Source organism: Streptomyces sp. NPDC001100, from assembly GCF_053598575.1.
This window is the reverse complement of the sequence record NZ_JBSFKO010000022.1, coordinates 137,028-162,786: the sequence shown is the minus strand read 5'-3', so window position 1 is coordinate 162,786 and position 25,759 is coordinate 137,028. Positions and strand designations below refer to the sequence as shown.

The window sequence follows — 25,759 nt, the reverse complement described above, 5'->3', positions numbered from 1 at the left end:
CCCTTTACTCGGTCCGTGGAAGCCCGACACTGACAAAGAAGCGAGTGGCCCAACGGCGACTCTGTCGTCGCAGGTCGGTTCAACTCCCCGTATACCGATCAGCCCCCTCAACTCACCGTCCCCGTTCGATTACAGTGCTGAGCTGACTCGTACGTATGGACGGCACCTGAGGAGGTCTTGGTGAGTGCCGCAACCTCAACCGCAGCCGGGGCCGTCTGGGGGCGGGGGGAGCAGCAGGACTTTCGGAGCCGGGTGCGGGGGACGTTGCTGGGGGCCGCCGTGGGGGACGCGCTCGGGTCGCCCGTCGACTTGTTGGCGATGGACGAGATTCGGGAGGCCTACGGTGCGGAGGGCCTCGTAGATCTCGCGTTCGGGTACGGGCGGCGTGGGGCCGTCACTCATCTCACGCAGCTCAGCCTGTTCACCGTTGATGGGCTCATCCGGGCGCAGGTGAGGCGGGACACCGGGGCCTGGCATCCGCCCACCGATCTGCACCGGGCGTATCTGCGGTGGGCCGCCACCCAGCACGACTGGGGGCCCGATGAACGTCGTAAGGACGACGGGTGGCTCGCGCGGGAGGAGTGGCTCTATGCGCGACGGGACCCAACTCGGGCTTGTTTGATGGGGTTTGGGGACGAGCGGATGGGGACGCTCGACGCGCCCAAGAATCCCGGTGAGGTGGGGGGAGAGGCGGCTGCCCGTTCCGCGCCCTTCGGGTTGCTCGTCGGGTGGGAGCCGCAGCTTGTGATGCAGCTCGCGGTGGAGTGTGCGGCGCAGACTCATGGGCATCCGGTCGGGTATTTGGCGTCCGGTGCGTATGCCGTTGTCGTGCACGGGCTCGCGCGCGGGGAGAGCCTCGACGCGGCTGTGCAGCGGGCGCTTGCGCTGCTGGCCGCCCGGCCCGGGCATCAGGCCGTGTCCGATGGGCTGCAGCGTGCGCTCGGTGCCGTGCGGCAGGGGATGCCGACCTCGGGGCGGGTCGAGGAACTGGTGGGGGAGGGGAGCGCGGAGGGGGTGCTCTCGGGGGCTGTGTACTGCGCGCTCGTCGGTGAGGACGTTCGGCACGCGTTGTGTCTTGCCGTGAATCACGGTGGGCCCTCCGGAGTTGCCGGGGCGCTCACCGGGGGACTGCTCGGGGCGTTGTACGGCGAGACGGCCCTCCCGCCGGCCTGGCTGGCCGAGCTGGAGGGCCGTCCCACGCTGCTCGTGCTCGCGGACGACTTCGCCGTGGAGATGACCCAGGGGCCCGCGTTGCACGGGCCCGCCGGGGCCTCTCCGGGCTGGATCGCCCGGTATCCGAGAGGGGTGTGATCGGTAGTCGGCAGTTGTTACGGCTGGCTGCTGCCCACCACGTCGTCCCCCGCTCCCGCCTGTGCCGGTACGGCCACCGCGACCGCGTCGCCGTCGTCGTCCCCGCCGCCGTTGATCCGTTCGATCAGCGCGTCCCGCTCCGGGGTGTCCTCGGGCTTCACGTAGCCGATGAAGATGTAGAGGACCAGGGAGACCGCGAGCGGGATCGACACCTGGTACTGGAGCGGGACGCCGCCGTCGACTTCCCAGTTGATGGGGTAGTTGACCAGCCAGAAGGCGAACAGGCCCGCCGCCCAGCTCGTCAGGGCCGCCGTGGGGCCGGACTTGCGGAAGGGGCGGAGCAGACCGAGCATCATCGGGATCGCGATCGGGCCCATCAGGCCCGCGACCCATTTGATGACGATGGTGATGATGTCCTTGAACGTGGGCGAGTTGACCTGCGTTGCCACCGCCATCGACAGGCCGAGGAAGACGACCGTGGTCACGCGGGCCGCGATGAGGCCCGAACGGTCGTTCCAGGTGCGGGCCTTGGCGGATATGACAGGTGCCACGTCCCTGGTGAAGACGGCCGCGATGGCGTTCGCGTCGGACGAGCACATGGCCATCGTGTGGGAGAAGAAGCCGACGACGACCAGGCCCAACAGGCCGTGGGGGAGGAGTTGTTCGGTCATCAGGCCGTAGGAGTCGGAGCCGTCCGGCTTCTGGGCGTGGACGAGCAGCGGTGACATCCACATGGGGAAGAACAGGACCGTCGGCCAGATCAGCCAGAGTGCCGCCGAGAGGCGGGCCGAACGCTCGGCCGCGTGGGGGCTCTTGGTGGCCATGTAGCGCTGGGCCTGGTTGAGCATACCGCCGTTGTACTCGAACAGCTTGATGAAGAGGAACGCGAGGAGGAAGACCGTGCCGTAGGGGCCGACGAGGGGTTTGCCGTGGCCCTGGAGCGCCGGTTCGTCCCAGGCGCCGAGGAATCCGATGCCCTTGTCGTTCAGCTTCAGTACGACGGCCACGAACATGGAGACGCCGGCGAGCAACTGGATGACGAACTGGCCGAGTTCGGTCAGCGCGTCGGCCCACAGGCCGCCGATCGTGCAGTAGACCGCCGTGATCGCGCCGGTGATGAGGATGCCCTGGTTGAGGGACACACCTGTGAACACGGACAACAGGGTCGCGATCGCCGCCCACTTGGCCGCCACGTCCACGATCTTCAGCAGCATCCCGGACCAGGCGAGCGCCTGCTGGGTCCGCAGGTTGTAGCGGTTCTTCAAGTACTCCAGGGGGGAGGCCACATGGAGGCGGGAGCGCAGCCGGTTGATGCGCGGCGCGAACAGCTTGGAGCCGATGGCGATGCCCAGCGCGATCGGGAACGACCAGGTGATGAAGGACGTGACGCCGTAGGTGTAGGCGATGCCCGCGTAACCGGTGAACATGACCGCGCTGTAGCCCGACATGTGGTGCGAGATGCCGGAGAGCCACCAGGGCATCTTGCCGCCGGCGGTGAAGAAGTCGCTCACGTTGTCGACGCGCTTGTGCGACCACACGCCGATCGCGATCATCACGCCGAAATAGCCGATGAGCACGGCCCAGTCGAGCCCGTTCATATGCGCCCTCCCACGATGGAGCCGGTTCAGCCCGGGGCTCATCGTGGGCGGTCGCGCGTGAGCACGACAAGTAAGCGCACGGTCAAGGGGGAGTAAAATCGTTCGGATTGATGTTCCGAGTTCACCTACATGAACTCATCGCATCAGCTCCCCGGCGTTGACCAGCAAGGACTGACCCGTGATCGCCCGCGCCCGTTCCGACGCCAGGAACACCGCCGCGTCGGCCACATCCCCGTCCGTCGCCAGTTCGGGGAGTGCCACCCGGTCGGACAGCCGCTTCAGCACCTCGGCCTCCGGCACCTTCTCCGTGTGTGCGGTGAACTGCACGTACGCCTCCACCGGCGGTCCCCACATCCACCCCGGCAGCACGGTGTTCACGCGGATCCGGTGCGGTCCCAACTCCCTTGCCAGCGAGTACATCGCACTCGTCAGCGCCCCCTTCGACGCCGCGTACGCCGCCTGCCGCACCTGCGAGGGCGCGGCCACCGCCGACTGCGTTCCGATGAAGACGACCGAACCGCCGCCCGCCTCCTTCAGCGAGGGCAGGCACGCGCGGGTCATCCGCAGGGTTCCCAGGAGGTTGACGTCGAGCACCGACTGCCAGGTGGCGAAGTCCGCGTCCTCAAGCCCGCCGAAGTAGCTGTCCCACGCGGCCACATGGACCACCGCGTCGATCCGCCCGAACCGCTCCCGCGCCACCTCCGCGAGTGCCTCGCACTGCGCCTCGTCCGTGATGTCGGTCGACCGGTACGCCGTGTGCGACCCGTCCGGATCGATCTCGGCGGCCGACTTGGCGAGATGCGCTTCCGTCCGTGCGCCGAGAACGGCATTTCCTCCGTCCCGTACGACGGCGGCGGCGACCTGGTGGCCGAGTCCGGCCCCGACCCCCGAGACGACGACGGTCTTGCCCGCGAGCAGCGACATCCGATCCCTCCCGGGGTCTGGCGGTTTATCTGACGGGGCGTCAGAGTATGGGCGACCGGCGGAGGACGGAAGGGGAGCGACGTGAGCGAGGACACCCGGAGCGACGTGTACGCCGAACTGGCCGCCGTAGGACCGTACGGAGTCCGGCCGGGACACGCGCTGATCACCATGGTCGAACCGCAGCCCGGGCACGAGTACGCGTACAACCGCTGGTACGAGGACGACCACTACTACGCCGGCGCGATGGCCATGCCCTGGATGTACGCCGGCCGCCGCTGGGTCGCCACCCGCGACCTCCAACTCCTGCGCTACCCGGAGAAGTCGGCGATCGCCCAGCCCGTCACCGCCGGTTGCTACCTCTCCACGTACTGGGTCACCGAGGGCCGCTACGACGACCACATGAAGTGGACCGTCGGCATCAACAAACGGCTCAATCGGGACGGTCGGGTGTACCAGGACCGTACGCACGTCTTCACCGCGTTCCAGGACCACGAGGCGACCGTCTACCGTGACGGCGCGGCCGGACCGAGGGACTTCCACGCCCTCGACCACCCGTACGCCGGGCTGGTGTTGGAGGTCGTCGACAGTGAATCGGCCGAGCAGCGCGCCGAGTTGCTGGAGTGGCTCCGCTCCCGGCACCTCCCCAAGCGGCTCGCGGGCTCCCCGGCCGCGATGGTGACCGTGTTCCGTCCCACCCCGCTGCCGGGCGACCGCATGACCTACGTCAAGCAGGTCGAGGGGGTCGACACCCGGCTGACGCTGCTGTGGTTCCTGGAGGCGGATCCGCGGGACTGCTGGGAGCAGTACTTCACGGGACTGGACACGGCCGTGGCCGAATCGGGCCTGGGGACGGTGGAGTTGGTGGCGCCGTTCATCCCCACGGTGCCGGGCACGGACAGGTATGTGGACCGGCTTCGGTGATCTCTTCGACGCCGGTCACTTTCAGCCCGTCCGGTGTTTGAGGACGAGGCCGTTCAGGCCGATGAACGCTCACTTCAACTCGTCCGGACACGGAGTGCCTCGCGGCAACTGGTACGGCGCCGCCAGCCGGTACGTCCCCGCCTTCGGGGCGAGCAGCATCGTCCACTTGTCGCCCTTGGAGTCCTCCGCGGTCTCCGTCAGACAGCCGTTGAGGTTGTCGTACGTCTTCGGGGTGCCCTCGGCGCGATGCTTGGACGCATCGGTCTCCTGCGGCGGCTTGAGGCTCTTGCCCTTCGCGTCGACGACGCTCAGCCACGGCGAGTACGGGATGCGGATCAGGATCCGGCCCTTCTTCTTCACCTCGATGGTCAGCTCGCCCTGCTCGGCCCGGTCGACGACCGCGTTCGGCTCGGCGAGCGGCGTCGGGTCGGTGACCTGGAACAGCTGCCAGTTCGTGTCGCCCCAGACCTGCTTCAGATACGGCATCCCGCGCTGGACCAGGTCCCGTTCGCGCTCGCCGCCGTCGCCGTCCAGCTTGTCCTTCGGCAGGACGACGTAGTGGACGGCCCAGCGCTGGAGCCACTCGTGGTAGTTCGCCGAGTTGAGGGTGTCGTCGTAGAAGAGGGGGTTGCGCTCCATGTCGGCCTGGCGGTTCCAGCCGCGGGCCAGGTTGACGTACGGCGCGAGCGCGGAGGCCTCGATGTGGGAGCGGGCCGGGACGACCTCGACCCGGCCGCGTTCGGCGCCGACCTCCTGGAGTTCGTTGACGAGCGGGGCGAGTTCGTGCGACCAGGACGCGGCGGGGGCGGTGTTGATGACGTCGTCGACCGACTTGAAGCCGATCCAGCCGGTGAAGCCGACGAAGGCCAGCACGATCGCGTACCACTTGCGCGAGCGCGGCACCGCGAACGGCAGCGCGGAGATCAGGGCCACACCGGCGAACAGCATCGCCAGCCGGCTGATGTTCGAGCCGATCTGCGAACTGACCAGCCAGACGAGGACGACCCCGACGCTGTACACGGCCGCCGTGATCCGTACGGTCGTCCACTCGCGCGGCACCAGGAAGTAGACGAGGACCCCGGACAACAGCGGCAGTATCACCGAGCCGAACGTCATCGGCTGCGTGCCGGAGAACGGGAACAGCCAAGCGGACACCGCCACTACGGCCGCGGGCGCGAGGCCGAGCGCCCAGGCGCCGGGGCGGCGCTTCTGGAGGAACAGGGACACGGCGACCAGGCCCACGAACAGGCCGGCCACCGGTGAGGACATCGTCGCGAGCGCGGCCAGCGGGGCCGCGCACAGGGCCTTCGCCCAGCGTTTGTAGCGCCAGCGGTAGGGCCAGCAGAAGACGACGGCCACCGCGCCGAGCCCGAACACCATGCCCAGGCCGTACGTCACCCGGCCCGAGGCCGCGTTGCACAGCAGCGCGAAGACACCCGCGAGCGAGGCCCACAGCGGGTTCTTGACGGAGCGGCTGCGGATCAGGATCAGGGTGAGCAGGCCCGCCGAGATCGTCCCGGCGATCATCATCGTCGTACGGACACCGAGGACCGACATCAGATACGGCGAGACCACGCTGTACGACACCGGGTGCATGCCGCCGTACCAGGCGAGGTTGTACGCCGAGTCGGGGTGCCGGCCGACGAACTCCGCCCAGGCGTCCTGCGCCGCTAGATCACCACCACTGTTCGCGAACGTGAAGAACCAGACGATGTGCAGGACCCCGGAGAGCAGCGTGAAGCCGATCACCGGGTGGCGGAGGAAGGGTGCGCGGAGGCGGTCGACCAGACCCGCCCACCGGGTGCTGCCGCTAGGTGTCGCGTCGTGGTCCGTGTGGTGCGCGGGCAGGTGTATTCGCGGGCCGGCTACCGGGCCCGGATCGGCATCGTCGGCGCGTGTCGGCTCCGCTGTGGCCACCTGAAGGCACTCCCCGTGTCCCGTCTTCTGTTCCCGGCCGCGTCCCGTCCCGTTCCCGGCCTGTTCGACGCCGCGTCCCCTCGACCGGCGACGTGCCCCGATTCGCGACGCTAGCACGCACCCCGCCGACTGGCTCCCGTGCGGGTGGCCGGTCGGCGGGGTGCGGTGACGTACAACGCCTCGTGGGTCAGCCGAGACGCTTCAGCTTCGCGGTCAGGGCCGGTTCCGCGAGATCCTTCTGCAGGGCGACCGGCACCTTGACCGCGCCGCCCGAACCGTCGCCCACGGTGAGCGTGCCCACCTTGGTGCCGGCCTTCGCGGTGTGCGGTACGGCGTCGGGGGCGAAGGACAGCTTCACCTTGAGACCGGCCCAGCCGACCGCGGCGACGTCCTTGGTGACGACGACCGGGGTGTGACCGCCGAGCTGGTCGTCGACGTACCCGACGACGTCACCCTTCTTCAGGATCTTCGCCGACTTCATCGCGTCCTGCGCCGCGAGCATCGCCGTCTTGCTGACCGCGTTGACGGTGTCGATGATCGGCGCGGTGTGCTGGCCGAGGATCGCGCCGACGACGACGGCCGTCTCGCCGCCGACCTTCTTGGTGGCGGCGAACAGCAGGTTGCCGCCGGCCGCGGTGGTCGTGCCGGTCTTGATGCCGAGCGAGTTGTTGTACGGCACCAGGCGGTTGTAGTTGGTCCACTTCTTGCCGGACGGGTCGACCCAGCTCGGCAGCTTGGTGATGTCCATCAGCGCCTGGATCCTGACCAGTTGATTGCCCAGCTTCACCTGGTCCTCGGCGGTGGAGACGGTGGTCTCCTTCAGCCCGGACGCGTCGGTGTACGTCGTGTTCGTCATCCCGAGCGACTTCGCGGTGTCGTTCATCTTCTTGATGAACGCCGCCTCGGAGCCCGCGTCCCAGCGGGCCAGCAGCCGCGCGATGTTGTTCGCCGACGGGATCATGATCGCCGAGAGTGCCTGCTTCTCGGTGAGGACGTCGCCCGCCTTGACGGTGTTGAGCGTGGACTCGCCGTCCTTGTCGTAACCGCCCTCCTTCTCGGCGGTCGCGTCCACGGTGATCTTCTCGCCCTCCGCGCCCGCCTTCAGCGGGTGGTCCTTGAGGACGATGTACGCCGTCATCGCCTTGGCGACCGAGCCGATGGCCACCGGCTTCTGCTTGCCGAAGTTGCCCATCGTGCCGATGCCGTTGACGTCCATCCAGCCCTGGCCCTCGCTCGGCCACGGGAGGTTCGCCTTGCTGCCGGCGAAGGTGTACGAGTCGTCGGCGGTGAGGGTGAGGGAGGGCGTGGGCAGCGGTCGTACGGCCTGCACAACTGCAAACACGATCGCCAGGAGGATGACCAGCGGGGTCCAGATCTTGACCCTGCGGATCGCCGTACGGACCGGGGTCTGCGGCGGAGGCGGAGTGTTGGTCAGCTCGGCGAGGAGGTCCAGCGGGGGCTTCGGGGGAAGCGGCTGCTGGGTGGTGCGCTCGGGGCCGACCTGGGCGACGGGGCGGGTGGCGTCCGGGCGGGGTGCGCGGGGCGCCCGGGGTTCGTCGAGGGGCTTGAGCGCGACGAACTTGCTGGTGCGCTCGGCGGGGGCCTCGGGGGACTTCGGGGCCGGCGGTGCCTTGAGGGTGGTCGTCGGCTGGTCCACGGCGGGCTTGGGCGGCCGTACGGCCTTGAAGACGGCCGTGGGCTGATCGACGGCCTCGGCTGCGCCGTCGTCCGGTTCCGTTTTCCCACCCGCACCACCCGTGCGGGGTGCGTCGTCGGGTGCGGGTGCAGCCTGTTGCGCGGGAGCGCCGTCGGCGGCTTTCGGTTCGGGGGCGGTGGGGCTTCCGGGGGCCGGAGGGGCGTCCTGCGGCTCGTCTGCCGCGTCTTCCCGAGCGGCTGTGGATGTGCGGGGTGCCGCGTCTTCCGGGGCGGCCGCGGGGGAGCGGGGTGCCGCGTCCTCCGGGTCGGCTTCGGACGTGCCGGGTGCGGTGTCTTCCGGGTTGGCTGCGGATGCGCGGGGTGCGGCGTCTTCCGGGGCGGCCGCGGGGGAGCCGGGTGTCGCGTCTTCCGGCTCGGCTTCGGATGCGCGGAGTGCCGTGTCTTCCGGCTCGTCCTCGGACGCACTGGGTGCCGTGTCCTCCGGTTCGTCCTCGGACGTGTCCGGCGTAGTGTCCTCCGGCTCGTCCGCGGATGCGTTGGGGACGGCGTCCTGTGGTTCCTCGTCCGCGTCCGCGTCCCCGTCGGTCTCGGGCGTCTCGTCCGGGGCGGGAGCCGCGTCCTCGGGAGTGCCGGTGGCCTCCGGGCGGGCGTCCGCGATCTCGTCGTCGGTCTCGGTCTCGGTCTCGGCGTCGGCGGCCTCGGCGGTCCCAGGAACCGCGTCCTGCGGGCCGTCCTCGGACCCGGCGCCCTGCCCCGCGTCGGACCCGCCGCCCTGCCCCGCGTCGGACCCGCCGCCCTGCCCCGCGTCGGACCCGGCTCCCTGCCGCGCGGCGGCCGCCACGGCACCCACGGAGCCCTTCTCGGCCGCCGCAACGCCCTCCGCGTCCTGGAGGCGCCCCTTCGCGGGGCGAGTCGCCACGACCAAGGTCTCCGCGCTCTCGGCGGACTTCGCCGCGTCCTCGGCCGTAGAAGCCTCGCCCGGGTCGTCGGCAGCCTCAGCCCTGGCAGGCTCCCGGCCGTCCGAGCCGTCCGAGCCGTCCGAGCGGTCCGAGCCGTCCGAACCTTCCGGGCGGTCGGAACCCTCCGAGCCCTCGGGCTCATCGTCCGACCCCGCCACCCACGCCGCCACCGCCGCCCGCAGCCGGGTGTCGCCCGCCGGGGCGCCCTTGGCGGAAGGGTTCTGCGCAGCGTCGGCTCGGGCGGCTTCCGCGCCCTCACTGTCCTCGGAGACTTCGATGTCCCCGGAGACTTCGCCGTCCTCGGCGGACTCTGGACCTTCGGAGCCACCGGCTTCGCCGGCGGCCGCCGCCTCACGGGACCCGTCGGCCTCACCGGCATCGTCCGAGCCGTTGGCCTCGTCGTCCTCGGCCGCCTCCGCCCGCAGTTCCCGGATCGAGAAGATCTTCGTCGCCGTGTCCACACCCCCGCGCTGGGACGACGTCGGCGTGGCCTCCCGGGCCACCGCCAGGCGCGGGTCGCGTTCGGACCTCGCCTCGGGAACCGGACTCGCGCTCCCCGACGTCGGTTCTGCCGACGACTCGCGCTGCTTCGACCTGTCGGGGGACTCGCCCGCCACCGATGCCTCCTCCATGAGCCGCACGCCCACCGTGCGTCAACCGAACCGACCGAGATAGCCGAGACAGCTACAAAAACAGCTGAAAACAGCCGGTAAATCTCCTACCCGCAGTCCGGACAACGCATCAAACACCGTTGTCCGAACGATGTACCAGTGTCCTGTGTGCGGGCTTAACCCCTGCGGTAGACGAGAACGACATACCTACCGGTTCCACTACGAACCGGTCACGCACCCTCGACAGACCAATGTGAGAGGGGTCACCCTGTCATTCATCCACGCGGGGAGGCATGGATGGGCAGGAGCCGCAGAACACTTCCGGAGGAGCTTCTGCTGCTGGCATTGGACCCGGCCACGGGTACCACTGCGCAGCCGCAGTCGCTCGACCTCGGTCTGGCCGGAGCACAGCTAGTGGAGCTGGCGCTGGCCGGACGGATAGCCCCAGACGGGGATCGTATCGCCGTGGTAGTCCCACGGCCGACTGGAGATCCAACTTTGGACTGCGCGTTGGAGTTGCTGCGAAGGCGTGGCGCTCCCGTGCGTGCAGTGAACTGGATTGGCGGACCCCGACTGGGACTTCGCCAGACCTACCTCTCGCATCTGGAGCGGTGCGGCATGGTGCATGCCGTGGCGGGACAGATGTGCGGGGTGTTGCCCACGACTCGCTATCAGGCGACGGACAACGAGATCAGCCGTGAGATCAGGGCGCGACTCGATTCCGCGATCCGCACCGGCGTTCCGCCGGACCCGCGGACGGCCGCGCTCGCCGCACTGGCGCACGCGGTGGGTCTGGGCAAGCACCTGTATCCGGGTAACGAGGGACGTTCGTCCCGCTCCCGGCTGCGGGACCTGATCAGGCACGACCCCATGGGCGGACTCGTGGCGCACGCCGTGATGGACGTCCAGAACGGTGTGGCCGCACAGCCACGCCGCAGCCCGGCCCCGGCCGGCCGTCAGGCCGCTCCCGGATCAAGGCCACCGGAACCGGCTCGTGGTGTTCCGATGCAGCCGCACCGCGGCACCATGGCGCGCGCCGTGGCTCACTGAGCCGCAGTTCCACGGCACACGCCGGCACCGCGGCGCAGCACCGCACGACCGGTACCACCGCAGTACGCGCACCACACGCACCACACGTAGTACCGCCGCACCGCCAGTCCCCAAGACCCGGTTCGGGAGCCGCTGGTCCGAGCGGGGTGGAGTTGACGTAACGTCACTCCACCCCGCTCGGCCGCATCTACGGACACCGCGGGAAACCGGAACCTGGCTCGTACCTGCCGCATATCCACCGTTTCCCAGCGGTAGAAACCACCTTGGTGGCAGTCTGCTCAACAGCAGATACGCAAAGTCGCAAGCAGTGGGCAGCAAGTAGCGGCAAGTAGAGCAAGCAGTGGCAAGCAGAGGCATGCAGCCGGAGGTGCACGTTCCCGTGGCGTCAAGTGTCAATCCCACCGTCAGGCGACGCCGGTTGGGCCAGGAGTTGCGTCGGCTCCGAGAGCTCAAGGGCATGACGGCCGAAGAGGTCGCCGAGCGGCTGCTGGTGTCGCAGTCGAAGATCAGCCGGCTGGAGAACGGCCGGCGCAGCATCAGCCAGCGTGACGTCCGCGATCTGTGCGGGGTCTACGAGGTCGAGGACGTCCGGATCGTCGACTCGCTGATGCAGATGGCCAAGGACTCGCGCCAGCAGGGCTGGTGGCACTCCTTCGGCGACATCCCGTACAGCGTCTACATCGGCCTGGAGACGGACGCGGCGTCCCTGCGGGCCTACGAACCGCAGATCATCCCGGGCCTGTTGCAGACCCGGCCCTACGCCGAGGCGCTCATCCGGGGAGCGCTGCCCGAGACCTCGCCGAGCGACATCCAGAAGCGCGTCGAGGTGCGGCTGCGGCGGCAGGAACGTGTCTCCGCCGCGGAATCCCCGCTGCGCCTGTGGACGGTGCTGGACGAGGCGGCCCTGCGCCGGGTCGTCGGGGGCCGCCAGGTGATGCGCGAGCAGCTGGAGAACCTCGCCGAGATGTCCCAGCTCCCGCACGTCACCGTGCAGGTGCTGCCGTACGAGGTGGGCGCGCACCCCGGTCTCAACGGCCAGTACGCCATCCTGGAGTTCCCCGACGCGGCGGACTCCAGCGTCGTGTACATCGAGGGTGTCACCAGCGACCTGTACCTGGAGAAGGCGGCCGACGTGCAGAAGTACAGCGTCATGTACGAGCATCTGCGCGCCCAGGCCCTGAACGTGGACCAGTCGCATCAGTTCATCGCGGACATCGCGAAGGAGTACGCCCGCTGAGTGGCCTGCCCGGCGGAAGGGGCCGCACTGTACACCTTCCGCCAGCCAGGATGGAAGCACCAGGGGAATATGCCACCCGGTCGAGTGAATGGCCGCTTCGCCTACCGATGTTGGCGAGTAGCGTCGATCACGCCATCGAGCAACAGGCTTTGGCGCAAACCGTGTTGTCCGTCCGGAGTGTTCGTGGCCGGAGGTGACGCGCGGTGACAGCGACTCATCAACTGGCGTAACCGGAGCAAAAATGGCAATTCAGCAAGGCGCCAACGACAACTGGATCAAGTCCTCGTACTCGGCCGGAAACGGTGCGTGTGTCGAGGTCAAGTCCCCAGCTCTCGCGGCGTTGGCCGTACGGGACTCCAAGACCCTCGACGGCCCCACGCTGGCGTTTCCCGTCGACGCGTGGAACGCCTTCGTGGCCGAGGTCGGCAGGGGGGCTGTCGGCCTCACGTGACGGATGACCACTCCAATTTCATAGATACACCGAAAGAGCCCTCTCGACTGGCCCGCCGTCCCGGCCGAGGGGGCTCGGCCATGCCCGCCGCAGCCGACCACCGCGTCCGTGCCGCACGCGCCGGGCCCGTTCCCCGGCTGTCGGACCGGTCCCGCAGATACCGGGACCGGGCCCTTTCCGCGGCGATCGGGCCCGATCGCCGTGGCTACTGGCACGGGGGCCGATCTACGGCTATTGACACTGCCACGGTCAACGGACGCTGGGTCTCCGGCCGCCGAGCCCGCGCCGCGTCCAACGGGCGGTAGTCATAAGGCAGCCGAGACCGTGCCACATCCAACGGGCGCCAGTCTTGAGGCTGTTGGCCCCTGTCACGGCCAACGGCCGCTGGTTCTACGGCCGCCGACCGTGCAGCGGCCAACCGAGCCGTCTACCGATGCCGAGCCGTGCTGCGGCCAACGGCCAACGGGCCCCGGTCCTAAGGCTGTTGAGCCCCCGCCGCACCTACTGGGACAGATCGGGTTCCACCGGGCACGCCTACTGGGACAGATCGGCTTCCACCGGACACGCCTACTCGGACAGATCTGGTTCCACCGGGAACGCCACGTCGCACACCGCGTCCTCGGGACCCGCAGCGTCCCAGTCCGCGAAGTACACCTCGCGGCACGGACCGGCGTACCGCAGCCCCTCCCCGGCGACCCACTGCTCCACCGCCTCGAACGCGGCCATGATCTGGGGATGCGCCACCTGCGCCTTGGTGATGCGGGTGTACGCCAGCCGCCGGGCCGGTTCCACCCGGACCGCCGTCTGCCGGGTCCGGCCCTGCCGTGCCACCCACGCCCGGGCCGCCGCCTCGTCCGCGACCGGTACGCAGGACTCGGCCGGGCCGTCGCTCTCCATCGACACCTCGGAGTGGTAGACGACGAACGGCGCACCACTCACGCCCCCGCACTCCTCGGCCGCCGCCTCCAGACGTCCCAGCGAGGCCCCGATCCAGGCCGGCAACTCGTCCGCGAGGGTGTGCCGGGTCTCGGTGATCAGCACCTGCTGCGGCACCTCTACCGTCTCGACCTCGAAATTTCCGTACATCTCGGAGCTCCTCCCCGAAAGGCGTGCACGGAGGTACTCGGCGAGCGTGCGCTGCCCGGCGATCCGGGCCTCGACGTCCGTCCAGTACGCGGCGAGGAGTGCGGCCGCGTCCGCCCCGTCCGCCTCCACCAGCTCGGCGATCCGGGCCAGCGGCATGTCCAACTGCCGTAGCAGCGCCACGAGTCGGGCCCGCTCGACCTGGTCGGCGCGGTAGTAGCGATAGCCGCTGGCCGCGTCGACCCGGTCCGGGGTCAGCAGCCCGAGGCGGTCGTACAGCCGCAGTGCCTTGGCCGAAAGCCGTGCCCGGGCCGCGAACGCGCCGATGGTCAGCAGGTCGTCGTCCATCCTCGCATCCTCCGTCACCGGGCGGTTCCTTTCCGCCCGGTGACCAGGACGCTCGGCCCTGCCCCAGGGGCAAGGTCAACACCTTCTCAGGCGAGGGAACCCTCCACCGCCGCCACGACCTCCGCCGACTCCGGCTCGGTCTGCGGGGAGAAGCGGGCCACGACCGTGCCGTCGCGGCCGATGAGGAACTTCTCGAAGTTCCAGCGGATGTCGCCGGTGTGGCCCTCCGCGTCCGCGAAACCGACGAGGCGCTCGTACAGCTCGTGCCGGCCCTCCCCGTTGACCTCGACCTTCTCGGTCAGCGGGAAGGTCACGCCGTAGGTCGCCGAGCAGAACTCGGCGATCTCCTCGGCGCTGCCGGGCTCCTGCCCGAGGAACTGGTTGCAGGGCACGCCCAGCACGGTGAAGCCCTGTGCCGCGTACCGCTCCTGGAGCCGCTCAAGGCCGGTGTACTGGGGGGTCAGCCCGCACTTGGAGGCCACGTTCACCACGAGGACGGCCTGGCCGGCGTACTGCGAGAGGTCCGCCGAGCCGCCCTTGAGCGACCCGATCTCGACGGCGAGGGGACCCGTGTTCTCTGTAGTCGTCATAACCGGATGCTAACTCCGGTAAATGTCGTTCTCGCGAGCGGCCCGTCCCCCTTCGCGTCCACAGGTGGTCTACAGCCCCGCGGCCTCCACCACGACCTCCCCCGCCGCCGTCCGCGAATACAGCACCGAACGCCCCGCCCGCCGCCGCTCCACGAGCCCCGCGTCCAGCAGCACCCTCAGATGCCGGCCCACCGAACCGAGCCCCTGGCCGGTCACGGCGGTCAGCTGGCTGGTGCTCATCGGCGAGGAGAGCAGCACCAGCACCCCGGCCCTGGCGGTCCCCAGCAGCGCGCCGAGGGCCACCGGCACCGGCCGCCCGCGATGGTCGGCGAGCGCCCCCGCACACGGGTAGACGATGGCGTACCGGTCGGGCTCCTCCCAGGACACCCACCCGCCGCTCGCCCCGTTCGCCGTCACCGGTACGAAGACCAGCTCCGCGCCGGAGATCTCCCGCGGCGGATACTCGTGCAGATTGACCTGGAGCCGGTTCTCCCCCAGCCACCGCGTCCGCCCGGGCCGCAGCGCGTCCAGCACGGCCGCCCAGCCGCCCTGGCTCACCTGCGCGGTGCGCGCGACCACATCGGCCTCCAGGACGCGCCGACGCCGCTCCCAGGACGGCCGTACGGTCTCCTCCCACACGTACTCCAGGAGCCGGGCCGCCCGCTCGGGCAGGTCGTCGCGCTCCAGGGCGGCGGGGAGCGGGCCGCGGAGGGAGACCGTGAGATCGGCCCGTGCCGTAGCGGGGGGTGTCGTACGCACGCGTGCGACGGCCGCATCGAAGGGCTCCTGGTTCCTCGGCGCGGGTACGAGGAAGTCGGCGATCCAGGACCGTCCGATGCCTGCCCGCATCAGCAGCCCGGTGACCGGATCACCCGCCAACAGTCGCCGGTATCCCGGCAGTTGGTCCCGCAGCCACGCCTGCTCGCCGGGGTGCGCGGCCACGCCGATGTGCAGCAGTTTCAGCGCGGCGAAGGTCTCGGCGAACGGCGACAGCACGAACCGGCTCCGCGCGAGGGTGTCGGCGTTGATCTGCCACCAACCCATCCGCACCCCCCGGTTGTTTCGCACCCGCGCGAAAGAATACGACTCTCGCGCGCACCCCCGCAGACTCCCCGCATGCGCAGCTACCGCGAGCTCTTCCGCACGCCCGAGTACACGCCGTTCTTCCTCTCCTACGCCGTCCAGAACGCGGCCCAGACGATCGGCGGACTGGCGCTCGCCACGCTGGTCTACCGGGCGACGAACTCGCCGCTGCTCTCGGCGGTGAGCATGTTCGGGCCACAACTCGCCCAGCTGCTCGGCGCGACCCTCTTCCTCTCCGGCTCCGACCGGCTGCCCCCGCGCGCCACCCTGGCCGGCATCAACGCCGCCTTCGCCGTCTGTACGGCCCTGCTGGCACTGCCCGGCCTGCCGATCGGGGCGGCCTTCGGCATCGTGTTCGCGGAGGGCCTGATCGCCTCGCTGGGCGGTGGAGTGAGCGGGGGTCTGCTGAACGAGATCCTGCCCAAGAACGGCTTCCTGCTGGGGCGTTCGGTCTTCAACATGGCCATCGGCCTGATGCAGGTCACCGGCTTCGCGACGGGCGGCGCCCTGCTGGCCCTCCTCTCCCCGCGCCTGTGTCTGCTCCTCGCCGCGGCCCTCTACGCCACCACGGCCCTCGTCGTCCGCCTCGGCCTGACCGCCCGCCCGCCCCGCTCCACCGGCCGCCCCTCGGTCTCGGCGACCTGGCGCACCAACGCCCTCCTGTGGTCCTCCCGCCCCCGCCGCCTCACCTTCCTGGCCCTGTGGGTCCCCAACGGCCTGGTGGTCGGCTGCGAATCCCTCTACGTCCCCTACGACTCCGGCTCCGCGGGCACGCTGTTCGCGAGCGCGGCGCTGGGCATGTTCGCCGGCGACCTGACCCTCGGCCGCTTCGTACCGGCCGCCCTGCGCAGCCGCCTCGACATCCCGCTGCGCCTGCTGCTGGCCGCGCCGTACCTGTTCTTCGCGCTGCGGCCGGGCATGCCGTGGGCGGCGGTCGCCGTGTGCGTCGCCTCCGTCGGCTACGGCGCGAGCCTCGTCCTCCAGGAACGCCTGATGGAACTCACCCCCGGCGAACTCGCGGGCCACGCCCTCGGGTTGCGTTCCGCGGGACTGCTCGCCATGCAGGGCGTCGGCGCGGCCCTCGCCGGCACGGTGGCCCAACTGACCTCCCCCGGAACGGCGATGACCATCATGGCGACCGGATCGGCAGCCGTGACAGGAGTGTTGGCGGCCTGCGCCCGGCAGGACCGGCCGGTGACCGTCCCCGCCGGCGTGTCCTGATCGTTCCCGGGCGGGCGATCCGCACTTTTCCGTGTCCACAGGCATCCTTGACAGCGTCCGTACTGTTTCGCGACGTTTGAGACCTGCCGAACTGTTCGTGTCTCGTCGTACCGTGGAACGAGTAGGCAAGGGCGCGGACGACGCGTCGTGGGGGAAATGTGGGGGGACGGTCGCCCATGCGATCCATGCGATCCAATGGCAAGGCGGACATCACGATCCACAGACCGGAGGAGTTGAACACCTCGCTCCGCCAGGCCTGGCACAAGGCGATGGACGAGTCGCCGGACTACGCGAACCCTTTCCTCGCACCGGAGTTCGCGGACGGCGTGGGCCGCCACCGCGGTGGTGCGCAGGTGGCGGTGCTGCACGAGGGCGGGGAGCCGGTCGGCTTCTTCCCGTACGAGCGCAACCCCTTCGGCGTCGGCCGGGCCATCGGCCTCGGGCTCTCCGACTGCCAGGCTCTGGTGCACCGGCCCGGTGTCACCTGGGACGTCCAGCAACTCCTGCGCGCCTGCGGCCTGTCGGTCTTCGAGTTCGACCATCTGGTCGAGGAACAGCAGCCGTTCGGCCGCCATGTCACCGGTACCTTCGCCTCCCCGGTGATCGACCTCAAGGACGGTGACGGCGAGGTCTCCTACGCCGAGTGGTTGCGCGGCGCGTATCCGGGCATCGCCAAGACGACGCTGAAGAAGGAACGCCGGCTCGGCCGCGACCTCGGCGAGATGCGCTTCGTCTACGACGACCGCAACCCCGAGGTGCTGCACACGCTGATGCGCTGGAAGTCCGCCCAGTACCGCAGGACCGGCCGCATGGACCGCTTCGCCCGCCCCTGGATCGTCGACCTGGTGGACCATTTCTTCCGGGTCCGCGAGGAACACTTCACCGGCGTCCTGTCGGTCCTCTACGCGGGGGACCGCCCGGTCGCGGCCCACTTCGGACCGACGTCCCGCACGCTGTTCGCGGCCTGGTTCACGGCGTACGACCCCGAACTCCGTTACTACTCCCCAGGGTTGATCATGCACCTCAGGATGGCCGAGGAGGCCGGCCGGCACGGCGTCCGCCTCATGGACCTGGGGCGCGGCGACAAGGAGTGGAAGGACTGGCTCAAGACCCGCGAGCTGCGCGTGGGTGAAGGTTTCGCCACCCGCCCCCACCCGGTGGCCACGGCCCACCGACTGTGGCGCCGCCCGGTCCGCGGCCTGCGCAACACGGTCCTGGCCCACCAGTCCCTGCGCGACCCTGCCGACCGCCTCCTGAAGACGGTGGGCGCGCTGCGCACGTCGGGCACGGCGGCGCTCAAGAAGTGACGATGCGGCGACAGAAGTGACGCTGCGGCGACACCGACTCCGGAAGGGGCCCTCGGCGGGAAGGCCGAGGGTCCTTTTCCGTGCTCCTGACCGGCCCCGTCACCCGCACGACAGGCGGCCGTGGTAGACAACGCCGATGATTGGTCGGGCTGTTGACGGATACCCGGCCCGCGGGAGACCGCGCGACAACAGGAAGGGGCAACCCGTGCTTCTGAAGACCTTCCGCTGGTCGTTCGCGGTCACCGCGCTCGGCCTGGCCCTGGGAGTCTGGTACGGCGGCTGGACGGCGTTCGGCGTCATCGCGATCCTGGCCGTCCTGGAGATCTCGCTGTCCTTCGACAACGCGGTGGTCAACGCCGGGATCCTGAAGAAGATGTCCGCCTTCTGGCAGAAGATCTTCCTCACGGTCGGCGTCCTGATCGCGGTGTTCGGCATGCGCCTGGCGTTCCCGGTCGTGATCGTCGCCGTCACCGCCAGGAAGAACCCGATCGACGCGGTCAACCTGGCCCTGACCGACAAGGACCGCTACGAACAGCTGGTCACCGACGCCCACCCGGCGATCGCGGCCTTCGGCGGCATGTTCCTGCTGATGATCTTCCTCGACTTCATCTTCGAGGACCGGGACATCCAGTGGCTGCGCTGGATCGAGCGCCCGCTCGCCCGGCTCGGCAAGGTCGACATGCTCTCGGTCTGCATCGCCCTGATCGTCCTCCTGATCACGTCCTTCACCTTCGCCGTCCACGCCCACCAGCACGGCGGCGCCCACGCGGACAAGGCACAGACGGTCCTCGTCTCCGGCATCGCCGGCCTGATCACGTACATGATCGTCGGCGGCCTCTCCGGCTACTTCGAGAACCGCCTGGAGGCGGAGGAGGAACGGGAACGCGAGGGTGCACGCCCGGCGGTGGTCCTGGCCGGCCAGGCCGCGTTCTTCATGTTCCTGTACCTCGAAGTCCTGGACGCGTCCTTCTCCTTCGACGGCGTGATCGGCGCGTTCGCCATCACCAACGACATCGTCCTGATGGCGCTGGGCCTGGGCATCGGCGCGATGTACGTCCGCTCGCTGACGGTCTACCTGGTCCGCCAGGGCACGCTCGACGACTACGTCTACCTGGAGCACGGCGCCCACTACGCGATCGGCGCCCTCGCCGTGATCCTCATGGTCACCATCCAGTACCAGATCAACGAGGTCATCACCGGGCTTGTGGGGGTCGTGCTGATCGGCTGGTCGTTCTGGTCGTCGGTGCGGCGGAACCGGGCGCTCGCGGAGACGGAGGGGGATGCGACGCCCGTGGACGCGGCCAGGGTTCCCTGACCGCGGGCGCGCCCCGGGTCACGTCGGCATTCCACGCTCCGCCAGGCCGCTCTCGTACGCGATGATGACCAGCTGCGCGCGGTCCCGGGCGTGCAGTTCGGCGAGAAGGCTGCCGATGTGGGTCTTCACGGTCGGCATGCTGATGACCAGGCGGTCGGACATCTCCGCGTTGAACGGGCCGTTGGCGATCAGGACGAGGACCTCGTGTTCGCGTCTGGTGAGGCCCACGAGACGTGGAGCGGGGCGGCTCGGCTCGCCGCGCCGGGAGAAGTTGGCGATGAGGCGCCGGGTGACCGTCGGGGCCAGGACGCCCTCGCCCGTGGCGATGACCCGGATGCCGTCGACCAGCTCGGACGGTGACGCGTCCTTCGGCATGAAGCCGCTGGCGCCCGCCTGGAGGGCCGGGTAGACGTACTCGTCCATGTCGAACATGGTCAGGGCCAGCACCCGGACGCCGGCCGGCGTCTCGTCGGAGCAGATCTCCCGGGTGGCCGAGATGCCGTCGAGCACCGGCATCCGGAGGTCCATCAGGACGACGTCCGGGACGAGTTCACGGGCCAGCCGGACCGCCGTGGCGCCCGCCCGCCTCGCCCACGACCTCCATGCCGGGTGTGGAGTCGACGAGGACCCCGGTCTGTTCCGGTACAGCTCGATGCCGCGGAGGAAATGCGGGCCGTGCCCGACCACGACGTCCGCGCCCTCGTCGATCATGCGGTGGGTGAAGTCCCGCAGGTACTCGCCCGGTGTCTCGGGCGTCGGGCCGGGCTCGTGGGAGTGCACGCTCACCACGACGAGGTCCGCGTGGAGGCGGGCCTCGCCGACCCAGCGGGAGAGCTCGCCGAGGTCGCGCGGATCGCACTCGGTCGTGAAGCCCGTTCGTCCGCAGCACGCCTGACCACATAGGAGCCCGAGCGCGCACGGAGCGCCTTCCCGGGGAGGGAACCCCGGGTCGGCGATGTGGTGCATGGTGCCCCCGGCAGGATTCGAACCTGCGACACCCGCTTTAGGAGAGCGGTGCTCTATCCCCTGAGCTACGAAGGCGGGGTGGCCGCGTAGCCGGCGTACGGCTGTGCCACCGGCGTCAGTGTAGCGCGTGGACCGTTGACGGCCGGCGCGTTGGTGGGAGGCCGACCCGGCTGCCCCGGCAGCAAGCTCCGGGCGTGCCGTCGCAGCACGTTTGTTAAAATTCCCCGGTTCGTTCCTTCGGGTCGACACCTCCGGTCATCCAGCAACCGGACCGGGTGTCGACCCTTTTTGATGCCCCGAGCCGGTTCCGCTTCCGGCACCCCAGCGGCACATCCCAGCAGCACACCGCACCGACGGGCTCCCGCGCCCGCCGGTCCTTCGTCATGGAGTCCGACAGATGACAGACACCACCCTGCCCGTCCCTCAACTCCCGCCCCTCCGGCGGAACTCGGGGTTCCGGAACTTCTGGCTCTCCCGTGCCGTGTCCGGCCTCGGCTCCGCCGTCACCGCCGTCGCGCTGCCCGTCCTGGTGTTCCAGCAGAGCCGGTCGCCGCTGCTGGTGTCCCTGGTCGCGGCGGCCGGGACGCTGCCGTACCTCGCGTTCGGTCTGGTCGCGGGTGCGGTCGCCGACCGCGTGGACCGGCGGACCCTGATGATCGTGACCGACTGTCTCAGCGCCCTGTGCCTGGTCTCCGTCCCACTCGCCCAGGCCCTGCACGCGCTCACGGTCGGACACGTCGTCGTGGTCGCGTTCCTCTCCTCCAGCCTCTCCCTCTTCTTCGACGCGGGCGGCTACGGCTTCGTCCCCGCCCTCGTCGGCAAGGACAGGCTCCCCGACGCCAACAGCGCGCTCTACGGCGCCGAGACCGTCGTCCGCGTCATCGGCAACGGCGTCGCGGGCGTCCTCATCGCCCTCGTCCACCCCGCGGGCACGCTCACCCTCGACGCCCTGAGCTTCGCCGGCTCCGCGCTGTTCCTCCGGGCCGTCGCCAACTCCCCTGCCCGCGCCGCCAGTTCTCCGGGTCCGCGACCCGGTTTCCGGGAGTCCGTCGGTGAGGGGCTGCGCTTTCTGGCCGGGCATCCGACGCTGCGGGTCATGACCGTGGTCGGCACCCTCCAGTCGTTCTCCGGCGGAGCCGTCGTCGGCCAGCTCGTCGTCTTCGCCGACCGCGTCCTCGGCGTCCACGGCACCGACGGACGCATCGGCCTGCTCTACATGGCGTGGAGCGCCGGCGGCATCGGCGGCTCCCTGCTGCTGCCCCGGCTGCGGCGCCGCTACGACGCCTTTCCGCTGCTGCTCCTGGTGCTGCCGGCCGGCGCGCTGCTCGGACTCGCGGTCGTGCTCTCCACCGACTGGCGGATCGCGCTGGTCGCGCTGGCGGCCTGGGGGACCGCCTATCTGGTCGTGCTGGTGAACACGATGACCTACTCCCAGGAGGTGACCCCGGCCGAACTCCAGGGCCGGGTCAACACCACCCGCCGCATGCTCTCCTCCGGCCTGGGCGTCCCGCTCGGCGCCCTGGTCGCGAGCACCGTCACGGTCGCCGCCGGCATCCGGGCCGGCATGGCCACCGCGGTCGCGTCGATCACCCTGGCCGCGATCGTGGTGTGGGTGGTGCGGCTGCGGGGTCTGTCGGAACCGGCCGCCGAGGCGTAGGCGCCACAGGGGTTCGCTCCCGGGCCCGGGCGACGACAGTGGCACAGATGCGCCGCCTGCAGGATCTCGCCGCCGAGGTGCAGCCGTCTGCCGAGCTCTCTCCTGGGCCGGCACGGCAACAGGTGTACGGCTGCGCCAGTTGCCGGATCTCGCCGCCGGGACGTAGCTGTCGGGCGGGCTCTCTCCCAGGCCAGGAGGGCGGCAGTGGTACGGCTGCGCGGTCTCGCGGGACCGCGCAGCCGAGGCGTATCCGTCCCGCGAGCCCCGCCCCCCGGCGTCAGGACCTCGCCACCCGAGTGAACCGCCCCGCCACCCGCAGATCCGCCTCGATCCGCCCCGCGGTCTCCAGCAGCTCGGGCAGGATGTCCGCGACGTACGCGGCCGCCGGCCGGCGTGCCACATGGGTCGCCGTGTTCAGCGCGGCGACCACCCGGCCGGTGCGGTCGCGGACCGGTACGGCGAGTGAGCGCAGGCCCGCCTCCAACTCCTCGTCGACCAGAGCGTATCCCTGGGACCGCACCCGCTCCAGGGCGGTCGAGAGCGCCCCGGGGTCGGTCAGCGTGTGCGGGGTCAGGGGGCGTGGATCGGCCAGGGCCTGCCGTAGCGTCGCCGGTGGGGCGTCGGACAGCAGCACGCGGCCCAGTGCCGTCGCGTAGGCCGGGAAACGGGTGCCGACCGCGATGTTCACGCTCATCACGCGGCTGGTGGCGACCCGGGCCGTGTACTGGATGTCGGAGCCCACGAGGATCGCCAGGGACGCCGACTCGTGGATGCGGGCGGCGAGGGCGGTCAGGTGCGGGGTCGCGAGGGACGGCAGGGTGGTCCGGGACAGGGGTGGGAAGCCGAGGGACAGGACTCGGGGTGTCAGGGTGAAGCGGCGGTCGCCGGACGGGGTCACCAGGCCGAGGTGCTCGTAGGTGATCAGTGCGCGGCGGGCGGTCGCGCGGGGCAGGCCCGTCGCCTGGGCGACCTCCGTCAGGGTCAGTTCGGCGCGGCCCTCGTCGAAGGCCGTCAGGACCGTCAGTCCGCGGGCCAGGGATTCGACGAACTCCCGGCCCAGTTCCTGCTTGGACGCGCCCGTCCAGGTCGCCAGGCCCGAGGGCGCGGCCACCGGGTCCGGCCGGGGTGCCGTGCGCAGGTCCTCCTCCATCGCCTCGACCGCCGTCCGCAGCCGCGGCAACAACGTGGTCCGCAGCTCCTCCGCCGTGTGCCTGCTGGTGTGGCTGACCACGCTGGCCACGCACGCGATCGTGCCGGTGCGGGGGTCGCGGACCGGCACGGACACCGCCGTCAGGCCCGGTTCGATCAACTGGTCGTCCAGTGCCCAGCCGTTCTCGAGGGCCTGCGCGGCCGACCGTTCGAGGTCGGGTGCGGGGGCCGACGGCGAGCGCGGGGGTACGGCGGGGAAGCCGCGGTCCTCCGGGTCCGCCGCGCGGCGCTCGCGCCAGCGGGCCCAGTCGCGCTCCGTCCACTCGGTCGCGAACAGCGGTCCCGGCGCGGTGCGTTCGGCCGGCAGCAGGTCGCCGATGCGGAAGCTCAGGGACATGGCGCGGCGGCGGGTCGCCTGGTGGATGAAGCGGATGCCGTCCCGGTCGGCCACCGCGAGCGACACCGACTCGTCCAGCTCGTCGGCGAGGGCGTCCGCGCGGGCGTCCAGGAGGGCCGGCAGCCGCAGGGCGGCCAGGTAGGCGTTGCCCAGTTCCATGATCCGAGGGGTGAGAACCGCGTCCCGGCCGTCGAGACGGACGTATCCCGTGCGGGCGAGCGTCGCGGTGATCCGGTCGACCGTGGAGCGGGCCAGGCCGGTGGCCCGCTCCAGCCCGCTGAGGCTCAACGTGCCGCCCGCCTCGGTGAGTCGGCGCACCACGGCGACCCCGCGGATCAACGGGGCGACCGCCTCGGCGGGCACGGCTCCGGCACGGTCGTCCAGCGTGGTCTCAGCGGGCATCGGCTCTCCGGTACGGCGATCTCGGCAGCCCTACGGTAAGCCCGCGCCCGATGCGGTCACCGCCGAGCCTGCGACACCCGCTCCAGGAGAGCGGTGCTCCGTCCCCTGAGCCGCGCCACCCGCGTCACCTCTACCGCGTCCGCGTAACCGTCACCCGGTAGTTCCCCGCCGCATCGGCCCCCGTCACCGCGACCCGAACCCCCCTGCGAGGATCGTTGAACGATTCTCCTGCGGTGAACGGCGCGTCCGACAACTCGGCGTGCACATTGGGACTCCGTGTGCAGCCCCCGCTGTCCCGGTGCGCGTCGTACACCTTCACCGGACCCATCCCCGTGTCGACGTCCGCCTCCACCTTGTAGATGAGGACACCGGGGCGGCACACCGCCTCGTCGTTGCCCTCGCGGGTGCGCAGCTCCAGGGCGTAGCCCGTCCGTCGGGAGAGCGGGACGAAGACCAGGCGGGTGCCGTCGCCGCCCGGGCGTTCCAGCGGGGTCAGGGTGTACTCCGAAGTGCCGCTGGCCATCGCGCAGTTGACCTGGGACGGGTCGAGCCAGCCGAGTTTCCACTTGTGCCAGCCCAGGAGGTCGTTGTCGGCGCCCCAGTCCTCGCTCATGATGTCCCAGTGACCGACCGAGCCCCCGCCCTCCTGGGTGTAGAGGTCGGGCAGGCCGAAGACATGGCCGTTCTCGTGGGGGAGGACGCGGTAGCCGGTGCGGGCGTAGGAGCCTGAGCCGTCGTCCTGGCGGGAGTAGACGAAGGAGGCGTTGGAGACGGGGACGCCGTCCGCGACAGGGGCCTCCGTGTTGCCGGCGAACGTCACCGACAGGACGGTGTCGAGGGCGGAGGGGCCCGCGTTCGGGGTGACCAGGACGTTCAGGAGGTCGTACGACCGGAAGTCCACGGTCGGGTCGGCGGCGGTGACGATGTCCTGGACGAGCTGCCGGTACCCGGGGTCGAAGGGCGCGCCGCGCTCTATGCCGTAGGACCTGAAGGGCTTGGGCATGCGGAGCCAGTGGTCGACCGGGGTCTCGGGGCGGTAGTCGAGGCGGCCGTAGGAGCTGGTGCGGAACCACTCCTGGGTCTGCGGGAAGAACTCGTGGTAGCGGTCCATGGCGGTGCCCTGGCCGGGGGCGTCGGAGAAGTCGACCATCAGGGTCAGGGCGTGGACCGTGCCGGTGGAGCGGGAGTAGCCGCCAGGGGTGGGGATGCCCTCGGACATCTCGGTGTCGAGGGGGCCGTTGATCATGCAGGCGCCGAGTGCGGAGGTGCGGGCGAGCGCGATCGGGCCCGCCGCCGTCATGGCGCCCGGGGTGAGGTGTCCGGTACCGGCCGAGGTGCTGACCGCGAGGGTCAGGACGGTGACGGACGCGAGGGCGGCCACGCGGCGCGGGCGTATCCGACGGCTGGGCTGCATGCATGGACCCTTCGCGCCACGGCAGCCGCCGGTCTCCGACTGCACCCTTTCGATCACCCTGTGTCGTGCGGTGCGAGGGCGCGCGCTGGAGGAGACCGACCGTGTGGTCGAGCGGGGAAAAGGGTCCGAACAGGGGCCGAACGAGGTGTGACCCAGGTCACATAAAATGTCCCGCTGAGTGGGAAATAACCG

19 protein-coding genes and 1 tRNA gene are annotated in these 25,759 nt (G+C 70.4%); 9 read left to right on the top strand and 11 right to left on the bottom strand.

Annotation, left to right across the window (positions count from 1 at the left end; genetic code table 11):
- Positions 1-180 precede the first annotated feature (180 nt).
- On the top strand, positions 181-1,311 hold the full coding sequence (locus ACWDEW_RS29415; protein WP_450516482.1) for an ADP-ribosylglycohydrolase family protein: 1,131 nt from the start codon (positions 181-183) through the stop codon (positions 1,309-1,311).
- 17 nt (positions 1,312-1,328) lie between these two features.
- Here ACWDEW_RS29415 and ACWDEW_RS29410 read toward each other — a convergent pair whose 3' ends face one another.
- Both ACWDEW_RS29410 and ACWDEW_RS29405 read right to left on the bottom strand, forming a co-directional pair.
- On the bottom strand, positions 1,329-2,909 hold the full coding sequence (locus ACWDEW_RS29410) for a sodium:solute symporter family protein (RefSeq protein ID WP_450516480.1): 1,581 nt from the start codon (positions 2,907-2,909) through the stop codon (positions 1,329-1,331).
- Between the two features lie 135 nt (positions 2,910-3,044).
- Positions 3,045-3,833 (bottom strand): SDR family oxidoreductase, encoded by a 789-nt coding sequence (locus ACWDEW_RS29405; RefSeq protein WP_450516479.1) that lies wholly within the window; start codon positions 3,831-3,833, stop codon positions 3,045-3,047.
- A gap of 81 nt (positions 3,834-3,914) precedes the next feature.
- Between ACWDEW_RS29405 and ACWDEW_RS29400 the strand changes: the two genes are divergently transcribed.
- Complete coding sequence (locus tag ACWDEW_RS29400) at positions 3,915-4,754, top strand: hypothetical protein (protein ID WP_450516477.1); 840 nt, start codon at positions 3,915-3,917, stop codon at positions 4,752-4,754.
- Between the two features lie 69 nt (positions 4,755-4,823).
- Here ACWDEW_RS29400 and ACWDEW_RS29395 read toward each other — a convergent pair whose 3' ends face one another.
- Together ACWDEW_RS29395 and ACWDEW_RS29390 are read right to left on the bottom strand one after the other, a co-directional pair.
- Positions 4,824-6,671: an MFS transporter gene (locus ACWDEW_RS29395; RefSeq protein ID WP_450516475.1), complete on the bottom strand. Its 1,848-nt coding sequence runs from the start codon at positions 6,669-6,671 to the stop codon at positions 4,824-4,826.
- Positions 6,672-6,858: 187 nt separating this feature from the next.
- Entirely contained in the window at positions 6,859-9,918 is a 3,060-nt protein-coding gene (locus tag ACWDEW_RS29390; RefSeq protein ID WP_450516473.1) for a D-alanyl-D-alanine carboxypeptidase, read from the bottom strand.
- 276 nt (positions 9,919-10,194) lie between these two features.
- Here ACWDEW_RS29390 and ACWDEW_RS29385 point away from each other — a divergent pair, with 276 nt between their 5' ends.
- The 3 genes from ACWDEW_RS29385 to ACWDEW_RS29375 all read left to right on the top strand — a co-directional run bounded on the left by ACWDEW_RS29385 (position 10,195) and on the right by ACWDEW_RS29375 (position 12,635).
- Positions 10,195-10,947: a GOLPH3/VPS74 family protein gene (locus ACWDEW_RS29385; RefSeq protein ID WP_026179532.1), complete on the top strand. Its 753-nt coding sequence runs from the start codon at positions 10,195-10,197 to the stop codon at positions 10,945-10,947.
- 379 nt (positions 10,948-11,326) lie between these two features.
- Positions 11,327-12,184, top strand: coding sequence for a helix-turn-helix domain-containing protein (locus tag ACWDEW_RS29380; RefSeq protein WP_262062656.1), 858 nt, complete (start codon positions 11,327-11,329; stop codon positions 12,182-12,184).
- A 241-nt stretch (positions 12,185-12,425) separates the two neighbouring features.
- Positions 12,426-12,635 carry a DUF397 domain-containing protein gene (locus tag ACWDEW_RS29375; RefSeq protein WP_450516470.1) on the top strand — a complete coding sequence of 70 codons (210 nt, stop codon included), beginning with the start codon at positions 12,426-12,428 and terminating at the stop codon, positions 12,633-12,635.
- A 567-nt stretch (positions 12,636-13,202) separates the two neighbouring features.
- Here ACWDEW_RS29375 and ACWDEW_RS29370 read toward each other — a convergent pair.
- From ACWDEW_RS29370 to ACWDEW_RS29360, 3 genes are all read right to left on the bottom strand, one after another.
- A complete protein-coding gene (locus ACWDEW_RS29370; RefSeq protein WP_450516468.1) occupies positions 13,203-14,066 on the bottom strand; it encodes a MerR family transcriptional regulator in 864 nt (287 codons plus the stop codon).
- Between the two features lie 86 nt (positions 14,067-14,152).
- Entirely contained in the window at positions 14,153-14,656 is a 504-nt protein-coding gene (locus tag ACWDEW_RS29365; protein WP_450516466.1) for a glutathione peroxidase, read from the bottom strand.
- Between the two features lie 69 nt (positions 14,657-14,725).
- Positions 14,726-15,700: an ArsR/SmtB family transcription factor gene (locus ACWDEW_RS29360; protein ID WP_450516500.1), complete on the bottom strand. Its 975-nt coding sequence runs from the start codon at positions 15,698-15,700 to the stop codon at positions 14,726-14,728.
- Between the two features lie 72 nt (positions 15,701-15,772).
- Here ACWDEW_RS29360 and ACWDEW_RS29355 point away from each other — a divergent pair, with 72 nt between their 5' ends.
- From ACWDEW_RS29355 to ACWDEW_RS29345, 3 genes are all read left to right on the top strand, one after another.
- Positions 15,773-16,960, top strand: a complete 1,188-nt coding sequence (locus ACWDEW_RS29355) for an MFS transporter (RefSeq protein ID WP_450516465.1) — start codon at positions 15,773-15,775, stop codon at positions 16,958-16,960.
- A 176-nt stretch (positions 16,961-17,136) separates the two neighbouring features.
- The gene (locus ACWDEW_RS29350; protein ID WP_450516463.1) at positions 17,137-18,267 is read left to right on the top strand and encodes a GNAT family N-acetyltransferase; all 1,131 of its coding nucleotides are present in this window, start codon (positions 17,137-17,139) and stop codon (positions 18,265-18,267) included.
- Positions 18,268-18,472: 205 nt separating this feature from the next.
- Positions 18,473-19,582 carry a DUF475 domain-containing protein gene (locus ACWDEW_RS29345; RefSeq protein WP_450516461.1) on the top strand — a complete coding sequence of 370 codons (1,110 nt, stop codon included), beginning with the start codon at positions 18,473-18,475 and terminating at the stop codon, positions 19,580-19,582.
- Positions 19,583-19,600: 18 nt separating this feature from the next.
- Here the strand turns inward: ACWDEW_RS29345 and ACWDEW_RS29340 are convergent, their stop codons facing one another.
- Positions 19,601-20,548 carry a response regulator gene (locus tag ACWDEW_RS29340; protein ID WP_450516459.1) on the bottom strand — a complete coding sequence of 316 codons (948 nt, stop codon included), beginning with the start codon at positions 20,546-20,548 and terminating at the stop codon, positions 19,601-19,603.
- Positions 20,548-20,623: transfer RNA gene (locus tag ACWDEW_RS29335), tRNA-Arg, on the bottom strand. The genes ACWDEW_RS29340 and ACWDEW_RS29335 overlap by 1 nt, the downstream gene beginning before the upstream one ends.
- A gap of 322 nt (positions 20,624-20,945) precedes the next feature.
- Between ACWDEW_RS29335 and ACWDEW_RS29330 the strand changes: the two genes are divergently transcribed.
- Positions 20,946-22,205 (top strand): MFS transporter, encoded by a 1,260-nt coding sequence (locus ACWDEW_RS29330; RefSeq protein ID WP_450516457.1) that lies wholly within the window; start codon positions 20,946-20,948, stop codon positions 22,203-22,205.
- 277 nt (positions 22,206-22,482) lie between these two features.
- Here the strand turns inward: ACWDEW_RS29330 and ACWDEW_RS29325 are convergent, their stop codons facing one another.
- Both ACWDEW_RS29325 and ACWDEW_RS29320 read right to left on the bottom strand, forming a co-directional pair.
- A complete protein-coding gene (locus ACWDEW_RS29325; protein WP_450516455.1) occupies positions 22,483-24,153 on the bottom strand; it encodes an IclR family transcriptional regulator domain-containing protein in 1,671 nt (556 codons plus the stop codon).
- Positions 24,154-24,283: 130 nt separating this feature from the next.
- Positions 24,284-25,567, bottom strand: a complete 1,284-nt coding sequence (locus tag ACWDEW_RS29320; RefSeq protein ID WP_450516453.1) for a M6 family metalloprotease domain-containing protein — start codon at positions 25,565-25,567, stop codon at positions 24,284-24,286.
- Positions 25,568-25,759 lie beyond the last annotated feature (192 nt).